Source organism: Acinetobacter sp. UBA991 (genome assembly GCF_002292065.1).
Classification (GTDB): domain Bacteria; phylum Pseudomonadota; class Gammaproteobacteria; order Pseudomonadales; family Moraxellaceae; genus Acinetobacter; species Acinetobacter higginsii.
This window is the reverse complement of record NZ_DBBF01000002.1, coordinates 86,372-99,613: the sequence shown is the minus strand read 5'-3', so window position 1 is coordinate 99,613 and position 13,242 is coordinate 86,372. Positions and strand designations below refer to the sequence as shown.

Sequence of the window (13,242 nt, the reverse complement as noted above, 5' to 3'; positions counted from 1 at the left end):
TTTATATTAAAAAATTAGCTTTCTATATAGGTGTGACATTAAACAGAGAGCCGACCCAACTAGAAAATGCCATTGCCAAGATGCCCCATAACGTAATACGTATACTGCCTTTTAACATAGAGGTACGGGCGAAGTAACTGGATAAAGCACCTAATAAGGCCAATGAAATAACACCTGTGATCAGGACTGAGCGTGCGACCCACGTGCTTGGACTGAGTAAAATCGCGAGCATGGGGAGGGCCGCACCACAAGAGAAAGACGCTGCTGAGGACAAAGCCGCTTGAACTGGGTTGGCAGCAGTATTTTCATGAATCCCAATTTCATCTCGTGCATGTGCACCGAGAGCATCGTGTTCAGTCAGTTGCTTGGCAACCTCGTGGGCAAGCTCAGGATTCAAACCCCGTGAAATATAAATCTGAGTCAGTTCTTTTAATTCAGCATGTGGGTTTTTTTCTAGTTCTCTAGCCTCAAATCGCAGATCAGATTTTTCAATGTCTTCTTGAGATTTGACCGAAATGTATTCGCCAGCTGCCATTGAGGTAGCACCAGAAATGAGTCCTGCGATACAGGTAATCAATAAGGTATGAGAACTTGCGCCGCTCGCAGCCATACCCATAATTAAACTGGTGACGGAAATAATGCCATCATTGGCACCTAAAACAGCGGCTCTCAGCCAGCCAGAACGTTGTATCACATGCGGTTCTGCATGTTGGGAATAGGACATAATCTTGCTCTTTTAGATTGAGTGAATTTCATTATTTATAAAAGTGAATGTAGCGAATATTTGTAAAATTCTATTGATGATTCATAAACTTAATCTATTATAAAATAACTTATTTTAACGATAGCATAACCATGATTTGGTTATAATATGTGAATAATTTAACACTTTAACTTTAGATTACATTGACTTTTTATTGTCTATATTCTGAGTATTTTTAGTTGAGATCTGCGATGAACAATTCCAAAAATAAGCTGCTGAGTCATACACTATTAATTTTAGGTCTTATCTTACCAGTTCAATATGCATTCAGTGCTGATTCTGATTTTGTCAAAGAAGGGGATGCAGCATATAAACCAGGTAACCCAATTTATGATCGTTGGGACAAGTTTTATAAAATTGAACAAAGCCAGCCAGTAGAAGCTGAGAAAATCTTGCTTGAATTAGGACAAATCACGCCACAAGATATCAAGGTTTGGAAAAGTCTGACTTATTTGCAGATTCGCTTAAATAAACAAAATGATGCTATTCAAAGTGTGCGTAAGGCTGAACAGCTTGCACCCGAAGATGATCAACTGAAATTACAAGAAGCGTATTTGTTGAATCAGCAAAAAAGGAACAAAGAAGCCTTAGTGATTTTTAAGAATTTATCGACCTCATCCGACGCTGAAATTGCTGCAAAAGCGCAGCAAGCAGTGCAAAACCTGAGCGGGGCATCTGTTCCCTCGACGTTTAAAGATGTGTATTTTGCCCCGTCTTATGAGTCACGTTATGACGATTTCATTTTTCCCTTAAAAATGCGTTATGGGAAGAATCTTGATAATGGACGGGCGCAAGTGTATGGCTTTGTGAATCTAAACCGTGACACCAAATCTAAAGGCGGCGTACGTCCAGAAATTATTGATGAGAATGCAGTGACGATTGGTGTAGGAGCGAACTATCAACCGTGGCAATCAATTCCGATCCGTGCTTATTTAGAAGTGGGTGGCAGCTATGATCTGATTGACCGTAATCGGGATAAATTCCGGGAAAGTGTGGTGGGTGGGGTCACTGGCTATCAAGAGTGGTATGCAAACCCAGCGATTGAGCAGCGTACGATTTGGAATGATTATTTTACGGATCTGTATGGCAATGTCGCGAGTTACTCTCGCGAGGACTATAATGTAATTGCTGATTTACGCTTGCGTTCAGGCTTCAATGTATATCGCGGTGAAGTAGGTACCGTACAAGCCTATGGCAAACTGCATACTTTGGCAGATTCTAAAGGCGAAAATTACAATAATTTATTTGAATATGGTGCAGGCGTTGCTTGGCAGCCGTTTAACTATGTTCCAGTAAAACTAAGAGTTGAACGACTGTATGGACATTACTTTAAAGATGCTTTAGCTGATGGCACTGAAAACTATAACAACACACGTACTGAACTGGTTTTTTATAAGAGTTTTTAAGGATTGATCTCTGTGCTACGAGCTCGATACTTTAGCCTATACCACAATGCGACTGCATAAACTGTCATACGGTTCATATAATGTGGACCGTCAAAAATATACACTTTTTGTCCTTCGTAGGCTTTCAGTTGTTGCATGATTTCCCATGGGTAGGCGGAGCGAAACTTTCCGCCTTTCACGGGACGAAAAGCTTCTAATACAATCACAATATTATCCTTACCAAATTCTTTTTGAAGGTCTTCTAGCACGACTCGGGCTTGTTGAGGTGAACGCGTTCCAACGCCAACACCATCTTGGAAGAATACACCTGTGTGGCTTGGTAACCAGCTTTTTAACCAGGAATCTAAATGTTCAGGTGCTTGTTCGCCACTATAGATACTGATCCAAAGTGGTTTGGGCAAAGTTCGAATGGCTTTGGCAAGATCATCTACACAAATCCAAGTTGGGTCTGCTTCTACAGGAAAGTAATAACCTTTAAGAGGAATGAACTTGGTATTCTCTATTATTTTTTTAGAATTTTCAGCAAGTTGTAATACATTGGAGCGAGCTATCTTCTCATCATATTCTCCTGCTAATCCAAGTAAAATATGCTGAGCCCATGCTTTTTGCTGGAGCTGTTTCAGATTAATGTTTTTATCCCATTTTTCTAAACCCATGTCATGATCAAACCATGATTTAGATTGCACCACCGACCATTGTGGCACGAAAGTAGAAACACCAAGTAAGTCCCAATTGCCTGACGGTGGCGTTGTAGCCAAGTCAGGTTGCCAGAACATACCTTCAATTTGTGGAGGTTGTACATCTGTTTTGAGATGATGAATACAACCTCCTAAAAATAACAGGGCTGATAAAGCAAGCGTGATTAACGTTGTGGATTTAGTCAGCCTTATTTTTAGCATTTGGTCTTTTTCGCCAGTACCAGAGCAAAATTGCAAGAACCATGATAGCAGAGATTATAACGACCAAGATAAAGAATGATGATTGCTTAACAAGAGGGGCTTTCTGGTTACCGACCATAATCTTTTGTAAAATGAAGACCTGACCACTTTCAGTCACCAATATCTTGCTGGCATTATTGGGGATATTTTGTTGAACCTTTTCCCAAAGCTTGGTGAAGTTTTGAGCGCCTTGCATCGAGTCAGTAATAATATCAAAGCGTTGATCATGGAAACTGACCAAGAAGCCATTCACAGTCGCAGGTGGGTAAAGTGTGCTTTGGTGCATTAATACCTGTTGGCGATAGATATTGGGGTTGACCTGTACATTGAGAAGTTCGGGTTTTGCTGGATCAAGTTTGACTAGATTGAGTGGGATTGGATCATTGGTCATCAGCATTTTTTTAGCCACTTGGCTGACGATCATCGCGATTTCCAAGCTTCCCGCATTGCTATCAATCGCAATGGTTGGATGGGTTGCAAAAGTCATTGATAAGGATGCAACCCCATTTTTGAGTTTATGCGGGAGTTTTACCGTCGATTTTTGTGTATCAATCCAGAGAGAACCTTTTGCGGTTGGTAAACATTGTGAATTTACAATCACCGAATTTTCAAGCTTTAAGTTAAAGGTCGTATTGTTCGAAATAGTTTTGGCAAAATAGTTAAATTGTCGATTTACTGGGTCCGAATCTAAATTGGCTGTTTTCAAACTCCCCGCAAAACCGCCATCAATCCAAGTAGTAATGTTAGAGCCTTCCAATAAACCACTCTGCACACGCAATGCAATTTGACCTTGTAAAATATCCGTTGGCTGCCAAACTGCGGGGAAGTTGAGGAAGAGATTTTTTTCAGCTTGGTTCAAGCGGAAATCACTAATACCTAAATCGGCAAGGGTGTGAATTTGTTTGATTTTAGCCCAGTTTGGTGCTGCAAGCTTATTGGGAAGAAAGGTTGCTGAGGTATTCAGTTGTTGTAAATATTCTGAATTGAGTAAGCCGTTAATTGCAGAGGTTAGTTTTTCTGGTTGGTCATATTGAATTTGTAATGTTGGAATATCATTGACAGTGCTAATTTGCACTAAAGTCCCTTTAGGTAAAGGACTGGCTGATTTTAAAATTTCAATATAAAAGTTGGGTGTTTGCTCCGTTGGTGCGTTTTGTTCATACCATTGGATAGGCGTGACTGAACCCCATGCACTGATCAAACGTCCTAGCATTGAAGCTTCATTGACATTTGCGGGATTATATTTCAAGACTCCAACAAATGGCGTTGGACGGACAACCTGTGGGTTAAATAAAGCATCAGGCAAATCTTTTAAGCGATAAACGGGGCGGTGGCGTGTATATTCAATTTTAGAATTACTTAAATAAGTTACCTGATCGACATCCTCACTACAGAAGGTAGTTCGGTCAGCAGCAGGCGAGGTATTTGGCGAATACTGCTGTAAAATAAAATCTAAACGATGAAAACCGTTTTGAGTTGCAGGAATGTCGAAGCTTAATGTACCGTCGCCATTTAAGGTGGTGTTGTAGATCAGCTTGTCATCAAATTTGACGAGTAAAGTGGTGAAATGCTCTGTGGAGTAATCGCTAGTAAAACGGATGTTCTGCCATTCAGAGCCTTTGCCTACATAAAAGAAGTGCGGTTCAATGGTATATTTATTGGACGTGTTGATGTTGTCAAAGGTCCATGTATTTAATGTATCCGCAGATGTGAATACGGGCAAGGAGAGGACTACACTTGCAAGCATAGCTTTTAAAAATGGATGATGTAAGGTTTTATTTTTCATTTATTTTTTCTCCTTGCTACGCTCAGTTTTATACCACTGTAACGAGTTTCCCTGAATCTTATTTTTAAGCATGTCATAAGCCGCTTTAAACACGATAAATAAGAATACTTGTGAATACGTGACATAAGATAAAACCGCGAAGAAATATAGTTGAGGTTTGGCTCTTTCTAAAGATAGGGTGAACCACATTTGTGCGACATATAAACAGAAGGATAGGCCCCAAAGTAACGTAAATGGACCAGGAACAGTAATCCCTGCAATACCCAATAAGCCTAACGTTAAAGTGATGTGACTCCAGATCAGTGCAGGTACAAATAGCACATAGCACATGATGTTGTTAAAAATTTCGATGCCGATAGGGAATGGTTTTCGAAGTGCGATCGGTAAATATTTACTGGTAACGTAGAAATTCCCTTGAGTCCAACGTGAGCGTTGTTTTACAAATACACTTAGAGAAGGAGGGTCTTGTTGCCAACCAACCGCGTAGGGTACCCATTTAATCCGTCTTTGCCCGAGGAAAATTCTAAAGCTCATCTCGGTATCATCGACCAAAGATTTTTCATCAAAACCACCTAGCGTTTCTAAAGCATCGCGCCAGATTACGTAATTGGTGCCCATTAAGGTCGACAGTTCAAAACGCTGCCAACGACCCCCTTGGAAAATCCATTGGAAGAAAATAAACTCGATCGCAATAAAACGAGTCAAAATACTGTCACGCCAGTTACGGGTACGGACTTTACCATTCACTGCGACTAATTTTTTATCGGCCAGCAAGGTCTGGGCTAATAGGCGGACACAGTCGGGTTCAGGGGTACTATCAGCATCGTAGACGACGATCAGTTCTCCCGTGGCATGCGGTAAACCGTTGTTGAGTGTACGAGATTTACCTTTGCCACCCATACCTTTCGGTACATTAACAATTTTAATGCAAGGATAAATGGCCGCCATTCTTTCAGCAATTTCTAGCGTATTGTCTTTTGAACCATCATTAATCAGTAGTACTTCATAGGCATGTACAGGATAATCCTGTTGTGCAATCGCATGTAAAGTGTCTTCGATGACCACACCTTCGTTATAGGCTGGAATCAAGACACTTAATACGGGCCATCGTTCAGGAATAGGCAGATTTTCCAGTTCTTTTGCTGCATTTTTAGAATATTTCCATGCCTGAAAGCTCAACCATGCCCAAAAGGCTTGTGGAATCCAAATGCCTAAAAAGCCAAATAAGAAAAGAATATCAATTGCGGGCATTTATTCTTCTCCTACGAATGATAGAAATAATCAAGATCAGGAGTAATCCGCCGCCAAGTAATAAAGAAATCCAGGAGATAGAACTCCCAAATGTGCTGAGTAAACTCGGATAATGTGCCGAATAGATATAATCCAGTGGAATAACCACTGTACTTAGCCCAATCAAAATATAGCCAAATAAACTGGTTTCAACTCCATCCGTACTGCTGCTAAATTGTGTGCGATTCAGATCCCATGAGATCCCCAGTTTTGGATACTCAATAGTATTTACGGGCATTCCAAGTGGTGGATTAATTACCACTTGATAACCTGAGCTTTGTGCAGGATCGGTAATCGCTTGATAAAAATAGTGCTGATGATGTTGAATTTTTCGCGCTGGAATACGTAATTCATCAGGGAGGTCTGATTGAATAATATAACTACCAGCGGGTTGAGCAATCAGGTTTTCATCCCAACCCGTTTCAATCAATGCCGCTAAGGGACGTAGGCCAATGGCAGTTGAGAAAGTTGCTTTAGCTGCAAAATACTTTGCATGAGCCATTTGATAGAAGGCAACAGGAATAGCACCTTCATTGACGGCTTTTTTAATTTTATAATATTTAACCGCGCTAAAATATTCATTGGGTAAAATCACACCTGGTTTAACGCCTTGTTCAACCAATTGTTTAAAGCTTTCGGAGTCCAACTGATCAGATGTGAACACAGGCCACCATGTCGCAGGCTGAGGAAAGAATTCAGCAACCGTTTGCGGTGTTTGAATTTGAGTACTTAGATCCGTTTTTGCTGCTTCGATCTGACAGTGATAGTACTGCTGATAAAATTGCTGCAAGGTTGTATCTGGGAAATGGCTGGTTGCAACCAGTACACCACAGATATTGAGTAATACTGACATCAGCGCACCTCTCGACTGGAAGGTGCTAAGTATTCAGTATGTTGCTCAATATGCAGTTTGAGTACAGTCAGTTCCTGAAGGTCTTGAATGAAGTGTGGATAGATGTGATGTTCATCAATGCTCGGTTCGTGAATGACAATACTTTTAATTTCACTGAGTTCTTCATTAATGAAATGGTAAATCACACTCTCTCTTTCATTTGAAAGAATCGCCATAATTTTATTCTGGGTTTCTTTCCAGATGTCTTCGCCCAGCATTTCACGAATTAGTACGGTATTATTGATATGAGTGGTAATAATTTTATAGTGATCTTTATGCGTGAGCTGCAATAGCTTTTTTAATTCGCCTTGGAAATGTTTCAATGCAGTGAGCGGCAAAATATCGTGTTGATAATTTCGATCATAACTCTGAATGTCGCGGAAGCTCTTTAGCGCATTTTGAATATTATGACGTATCGCACTTAAAAAGATCGGTGTAATTGGTAGCACAAACAATAATAGCAGTTGACGTTCGACATAAGTTTGATTGGCGAGGTCAAGGAAAAAATAGACAGCAACACCAACAAATGTGACGAGCCCGAGAACTAAGGCCATACCAACATTTAAAAAAGCCCCTGAAATTAACAAAATAAGTAAAAACACCCAGCTTCCGCGATAACTTGCTGGCAGCCACTCGTACGCAACGATGCCCATAAAAATTTGAGCTGAGATAATCCACAAGACGAGTGCTGGAGCCGGATTTTTTTGCATAATAATTTTAGTTTTAATAAATGTCTTTTGTGAAGAAGTTAGCATTATTTTACAGTTCTGACGACAGTTTTTCTGTTGTTAGCTTTGTAAAATAATTTTATAAACAGTAACATACAGTATAGTCTGTATTTCAAAATAATAAAAAGTATCCTATTTTAGAAGTTTATTTAACTTATGTAAGCTCTGTTAATGTGATTTGAATGCATCGATTGCACGTAGTCGACTGGCCTTTAAATCCACTATCGGCTTAGGATAATCCAGTATTAAAGCCTGATTTTTTGCATAAGGTTCATGAATCATTTTGTTATCAAGATGGGCAAGTTCTGGAATCCATTGACGGATATATTCGCCTTCAGGATCAAACTTTTGTGATTGCGTCGTTGGATTAAACACACGGAAATAAGGAACAGCATCCGTGCCTGTCGAAGCACACCATTGCCATCCCCCATTATTGGCAGCCAAGTCACCATCAATCAGGTGCTGCATAAACCATTGTTCACCTTTACGCCAGTCGATGAGGAGGTTTTTGCTTAAGAACATGGCGCAGATCATACGGACTCGATTATGCATCCAACCCGTGGCTAACATTTGCCGCATACCTGCATCAATAATTGGAATCCCTGTTTGTCCTTGTTGCCATTTTTCTAAAGCAATAGGATCATCTCGCCAGTTGATCTTTTGGGTCTGGGATTGAAAGGGCTGATGTTTGGAGACATTGGGAAAATCAAACAAGATATGTTGGTAGAACTCACGCCAAAGTAATTCATCTAACCATGTTTGTTGGCCTTCAGATTGAATCTCAAAATGACCGTGTTGCTGTCTAAACAGGGCTTGCAGGCATTGCCGAATCGAAATAATCCCAATATTTAAATAGGCTGATAACTGACTGGTGCCTGAAACAGCCGGTAAATCACGTGCAGTTTTATAAGCTGCTAAGTGCTCATCAATAAATTGATCTAAGAGTATGAGTGCATGTGCTTCTCCAACTTGCCATTTGCTAAAGTTGGTATCTTGGATTTGTTTTATATAGTCGCGTTGTAATGTTTGGATGTCATCTTGTTGAAAGGCGGATATATCCAGAGACAGCGGTTGCTGCTCTGTTGGGGAAGGATAACATTGGGGTAAACCGTGCTGTAAACGTTGATAGCAGGTTTTCTTAAATGCACCAAAAACCTGATAGGGTGAGTTAGATTGATTGCGGATAGAGGCCACTGGAAATAGAGTTCGATCATGGAAAAGGATCAATTCTTTTTTATATTGATTGATTTGATGCTGTACAGTCTGATCTCGTTTGAGTTCATTGATCCCAAGTTCGATATTGGCATATATATTTTCAATATTAAGTTTTTGCATTAAACGTGAGAAAAAATCAGGGATATCTTTCCAAAATGGAATTGTTTGAACCAGCAGGGGAATATTCAGGTCTGCAAGTTGCTGTTTGAGTTGTTGTAATTGACGTAGATAAAATTCGATTTTAATCGCTGCATCGTCATGTTGCTGCCACTGCGCAGGGGACAAAATGATAAGTGCAATTGTAGGGCCTGCCTGAGTCGCATGCCAAAGTGCTGCATGATCATGGATTCTTAAATCTTGGCGAAACCAAATCAGTTGATAGGTCTGAGACATAGCTGTGGATTGTAATCGAAAGTTGAATAACGTTAAGCGATTTTTCGATTTTGGAAAAGTGCTTGGCAATAAAAAAGCAAAGCCGAAGCTTTGCTTTTTCCATCTAATTCAAAAATGAATTAGTGGTGGTGACCACCTGCACCGTGAACGTGACCATGATCTAATTCTTCTTGAGAAGCATCACGGATTTCAACGATTTCTACTTCAAAAGTAAGATCTTGGCCAGCAAGTGGGAAGTTCGCATCAACGATGATGTTGTCGCCTTCAATCGCTTTAACAGTTACGATTTGAACGCCATCATCAGTTTGAGCTTGGAATTGCATACCAGGTTGGATGTTGTCCACACCTTGGAACATTTGAGCTGGAACTTCTTGAACGAGGTCTGGGTTATATTCGCCATAACCTTCAGCAGCTGGAACGTTTACAGTGAATTTTTCGCCTACAGTTTTACCTGTAAGTGCATTTTCTAAACCAGGAATGATGTTGCCTGCGCCGTGCAAATATGCAAGTGGTTCACCTTGAGATTGATCAAGTGTTTCACCCTCAGCGTTTGTTAAAGTGTAGTGGAATGAAACCACGTGGTTAAGTGCAATAGCAGTCATGTTTTGAATCCATGTCATCAATAGTTTTAGCTGTATATCATAAAGTGAAAAATAGATTTTGTTGACTATTTTCCACTTTTTGAAACGATTTAGTTAAATATTGAGACGAAATATCAAATTTCAACTCAATACAGCTTAATTTTTGGACGTACACGACGCGTTAGAAAATCCTTCATGGTCAGCATACCTGCTTGGGTATAGCCATGAATATTGGCTTGATGCAATCGGTATAACGATACATACATGGTTTTTGCAATAAAGCCCTGTACGCTGACATCGCCTAACAACTCGCCTACAGCTTGATTATGGCTTAATGACACCAGAGATCCTTTCTCATTAAAGCTAAACATTGGTTGCGGAGAACCCGACAAACGTGCGGCCATTGCATCGACCAAGAATGTTGCTTGCTGACTTGCCACTTGCGCACGTGGGCCTAATGGCGGTTGACGCGCATCTAATTGACAGTTGGCGCAATCACCAAAGGCAAATACATTTGGGTCAGAATAAGTCTGTAGTGTTGCATACACCATTAAACGATTAATCTTGTCACGTTTAAAATCAGTAAATGATTCTAGAACTTTCGGTGCTTTGACGCCTGCTGCCCAAACCGTAATATCGGAGTGCAAGACACTGCCATTACTAAAATAGACATTTGATTCATCGACTTTTTGCACTTTATGTTGGGTCAGAATTTCAATACCCATTTTTTTCAGTTGCTTGGCACTGTGTGCAGCCGTTTTTTCAGTCAGTGCAGGGAGAATGCGATCAGAGGCTTCAATTAGGGTAATCTTAACCTGCTTTGGATCAATTTTCTTTAAACCATATCGATAAAAGTTTTTCGTGGTTTCAATTAGTTCCGCTGCAAGTTCAACCCCCGTTGCACCTGCACCAACAATGCCAATATTTAAAGCACGTTCAGTTGGTTGGTTTTGTGCTTCGATATATAGATGAAACAAATCTTGTTGGAAGATATCAGCCTGTTTTCGACTATCTAAGAAGTGGCAATGTTCACGCACACCTTCGGTACCGAAGTCATTGGATACAGAACCAACTGCAAGTATCAGCGTATCGTAACTGAGACTTTGAGTCAGGGGAGTATGTTCTTTAGAAAGCTGTGGGGGAGAAAGTGTAATTTGTTTTTGATCTTTATTGACATCGATTAAGGTTCCAAGCACGAACTCAAAATGATGTTTTTCTGCGTGAGCAAAATAATTGGTTTGTTCTTCGTGAGGATTAAGTGAACCTGCTGCGATTTCGTGAAGGAGAGGTTTCCATATGTGAGTGAGGTTTTGGTCAACTAGGGTAATTCGGGCTTTCTTGCGTCGACCAAAACGTTCTCCTAGTTGTGTCGCAAGCTCTAAACCACCTGCGCCACCGCCTACAATCACGATATGATGTAAGGTTTTACTCATGATTAACCTAATTTTTTTTGTGAAAGGATGGCAGGATTATGCCATCCTTTTTTTTATATTGTATTGGCAATCTTGATAGAAATAGTAGGTTTTTTTTAACCTTGGTTTAAAGGGTAAAGTTTTGGGTTTTTAGTGTCATTTGTTGAGAAAAAACTGAACAAATTCGAAAACCAGATCATAATTTTCTGAAAAATATTGGCTTCTTCAATCTGTACATCATTCTCAATTTGTAAGCTACGTATCAATTGATTGTTTTGATAAATCGATACCGTTGCCAAGTTCATGACTTGAGTCAAAGGGGCAGTTAAATGCTGTTCATTGAGCTCAATATTGATATGTGTATTGGTGGTTTGAAGCGGTTCAACGGTCGTGACTTGCTGGTTGGCATCTGTCAAATGAATACGTTGGGTGAGTAAGTCAAAAGTGTTTAAATCAATGGGTGCGGTTTGACCATATAAAGAAGTGGTCACAATGGTCGGTTGCTGTGTTTCAACTTTAAATATCTTCAAAGTTGATTTAATCACAGGCAATTCGGCAATCAACCTTTGCTTTGGAATTATTTCTTCATCGCGGGTATAGGTATAGGCCAAGTTCATTAACTTATGTGCCACTTCAGCACGTTTTACTGCGCTAGGTGTACCTAATACCACAACAATCAAACGACGTTTTTCAACTTGTGGATTAAAGGTCGGACGCTCAGCAGTGAGGGCTAAGTTGTAACCCGCCGCTTTGGTAAAACCTGTTTTTAAGCCATCTGCAGTTGGATCCATTTTCAAAGCAAGATTGGTTGCATGATGGAAGCGTTGGTTATAACTAAAACTTGGCATTTTTGAATAATATAAATATTCAGGTGTTTGTTTCACAATCGCTTTTGCAAGTAGGCTTAAATCCGCCGCTGTTGAATAATGATCGGTCATGGTAATCCCAGCAGGATTGCTGAAATGTGTATCTTTCATGCCCAATGCTTGTGCTTCTTGATTCATACGAGCAACGAACTGCGGCACACTGCCTGAAATTTTTTCAGCAAGGGTGACTGCTGCATCATTGGCAGACATCACAATTAAACCTGCCAAAAGCTGATCCACCGAAATCTGTTCGCCAGCTTTCAGGTACATCTGTGACTCATCCCACATCACTGTACTGACCACAGGTGTAGCCGTCAGCACTTCTTCTTTACGTAATTTACCCGCTTTGATCTCTTTTAATGCGATATAGGCAACCATCATTTTGGTTAAAGACGCTGGCGCACGTTGAACGTGGCTATTATGTTCAGCGATGATTTGCCCTGATTGAGCATCAATCACCGACCATGCTTGTGCTTCAACTGTTTCAGGGGCGATGTTCAGTAAATTTGCATGTGCAAGGTTTGCACAGACGAGACTAAACAACGTAAAGAGGGAGAGGAGAAATTTCACGTGAATACCTTGTATTGCCGATCCGATGGCCCAGAATGCGAGACAAGAATGCTATGACTTTTTTGTTGAAGAATCTAGGGGCTATTGACAATTTATATATGAATTGCGTTGTAGGCTAAAAAATCATCAGACGAGGCATGGAACGCAGGGAATGGCTATTCCCTTGCCAAGTTTCATAACGAAGTATGAGGATATTTTAGCCACAACCCTTTGGGACAGGAACATTTTTTGTCGCTACTACGTTATGCCTTGTTCATTTAGAATGACTAAATTTCACAAGACATGCCTTGTATCGCCTAAAAAACATCCGCTGTCGCAACCATAGATAAAGTGACAATAGCCCCTAAACTTTTGCTGACAATTACGACATCTACGCATGACTTTGTAAAAAAATGCTAAGCT

General features: G+C 40.3%; 11 protein-coding genes. 1 reads left to right on the top strand and 10 read right to left on the bottom strand.

Annotated features, from left to right (window positions below):
- Window positions 1-22 precede the first annotated feature (22 nt).
- A complete protein-coding gene (locus tag B2727_RS00550; protein ID WP_005322975.1) occupies window positions 23-724 on the bottom strand; it encodes a VIT1/CCC1 transporter family protein in 702 nt (233 codons plus the stop codon).
- 230 nt (window positions 725-954) lie between these two features.
- Here B2727_RS00550 and B2727_RS00545 point away from each other — a divergent pair, with 230 nt between their 5' ends.
- Window positions 955-2,169 carry a tetratricopeptide repeat protein gene (locus B2727_RS00545; protein ID WP_005322977.1) on the top strand — a complete coding sequence of 405 codons (1,215 nt, stop codon included), beginning with the start codon at window positions 955-957 and terminating at the stop codon, window positions 2,167-2,169.
- On the opposite strand, the gene B2727_RS00540 is transcribed toward B2727_RS00545, so the two are convergent.
- From B2727_RS00540 to B2727_RS00500, 9 genes are all read right to left on the bottom strand, one after another.
- Window positions 2,166-3,068, bottom strand: a complete 903-nt coding sequence (locus B2727_RS00540) for a hypothetical protein (RefSeq protein ID WP_033133382.1) — start codon at window positions 3,066-3,068, stop codon at window positions 2,166-2,168. The two genes, B2727_RS00545 and B2727_RS00540, sit on opposite strands and share 4 nt — an antisense overlap.
- Window positions 3,046-4,893 (bottom strand): hypothetical protein, encoded by a 1,848-nt coding sequence (locus tag B2727_RS00535; RefSeq protein ID WP_033133383.1) that lies wholly within the window; start codon window positions 4,891-4,893, stop codon window positions 3,046-3,048. The genes B2727_RS00540 and B2727_RS00535 overlap by 23 nt, the downstream gene beginning before the upstream one ends.
- Complete coding sequence (locus B2727_RS00530; RefSeq protein ID WP_033133384.1) at window positions 4,894-6,144, bottom strand: glycosyltransferase family 2 protein; 1,251 nt, start codon at window positions 6,142-6,144, stop codon at window positions 4,894-4,896.
- The gene (locus tag B2727_RS00525; protein ID WP_005202266.1) at window positions 6,131-7,036 is read right to left on the bottom strand and encodes a hypothetical protein; all 906 of its coding nucleotides are present in this window, start codon (window positions 7,034-7,036) and stop codon (window positions 6,131-6,133) included. The genes B2727_RS00530 and B2727_RS00525 overlap by 14 nt, the downstream gene beginning before the upstream one ends.
- Complete coding sequence (locus B2727_RS00520; protein WP_032859887.1) at window positions 7,036-7,785, bottom strand: hypothetical protein; 750 nt, start codon at window positions 7,783-7,785, stop codon at window positions 7,036-7,038. The genes B2727_RS00525 and B2727_RS00520 overlap by 1 nt, the downstream gene beginning before the upstream one ends.
- A 186-nt stretch (window positions 7,786-7,971) precedes the next feature.
- The gene (gene phrB / locus B2727_RS00515) at window positions 7,972-9,411 is read right to left on the bottom strand and encodes a deoxyribodipyrimidine photo-lyase (protein ID WP_033133385.1); all 1,440 of its coding nucleotides are present in this window, start codon (window positions 9,409-9,411) and stop codon (window positions 7,972-7,974) included.
- Window positions 9,412-9,530: 119 nt separating this feature from the next.
- The gene (locus B2727_RS00510; RefSeq protein WP_004801387.1) at window positions 9,531-10,013 is read right to left on the bottom strand and encodes an FKBP-type peptidyl-prolyl cis-trans isomerase; all 483 of its coding nucleotides are present in this window, start codon (window positions 10,011-10,013) and stop codon (window positions 9,531-9,533) included.
- A 125-nt stretch (window positions 10,014-10,138) separates the two neighbouring features.
- Complete coding sequence (locus B2727_RS00505) at window positions 10,139-11,425, bottom strand: NAD(P)/FAD-dependent oxidoreductase (RefSeq protein ID WP_005322983.1); 1,287 nt, start codon at window positions 11,423-11,425, stop codon at window positions 10,139-10,141.
- Between the two features lie 95 nt (window positions 11,426-11,520).
- Entirely contained in the window at window positions 11,521-12,840 is a 1,320-nt protein-coding gene (locus B2727_RS00500; protein WP_033133386.1) for a D-alanyl-D-alanine carboxypeptidase PBP6B, read from the bottom strand.
- Window positions 12,841-13,242 lie beyond the last annotated feature (402 nt).

Coding starts and splice junctions, on each gene's coding strand:
- B2727_RS00550 (WP_005322975.1), bottom strand. CDS start 724: ATGTCCTATTCCCAACATGCAGAACCGCATGTGATACAACGTTCTGGC.
- B2727_RS00545 (WP_005322977.1), top strand. CDS start 955: ATGAACAATTCCAAAAATAAGCTGCTGAGTCATACACTATTAATTTTA.
- B2727_RS00540 (WP_033133382.1), bottom strand. CDS start 3,068: ATGCTAAAAATAAGGCTGACTAAATCCACAACGTTAATCACGCTTGCT.
- B2727_RS00535 (WP_033133383.1), bottom strand. CDS start 4,893: ATGAAAAATAAAACCTTACATCATCCATTTTTAAAAGCTATGCTTGCA.
- B2727_RS00530 (WP_033133384.1), bottom strand. CDS start 6,144: ATGCCCGCAATTGATATTCTTTTCTTATTTGGCTTTTTAGGCATTTGG.
- B2727_RS00525 (WP_005202266.1), bottom strand. CDS start 7,036: ATGTCAGTATTACTCAATATCTGTGGTGTACTGGTTGCAACCAGCCAT.
- B2727_RS00520 (WP_032859887.1), bottom strand. CDS start 7,785: ATGCAAAAAAATCCGGCTCCAGCACTCGTCTTGTGGATTATCTCAGCT.
- phrB (WP_033133385.1), bottom strand. CDS start 9,411: ATGTCTCAGACCTATCAACTGATTTGGTTTCGCCAAGATTTAAGAATC.
- B2727_RS00510 (WP_004801387.1), bottom strand. CDS start 10,013: ATGACTGCTATTGCACTTAACCACGTGGTTTCATTCCACTACACTTTA.
- B2727_RS00505 (WP_005322983.1), bottom strand. CDS start 11,425: ATGAGTAAAACCTTACATCATATCGTGATTGTAGGCGGTGGCGCAGGT.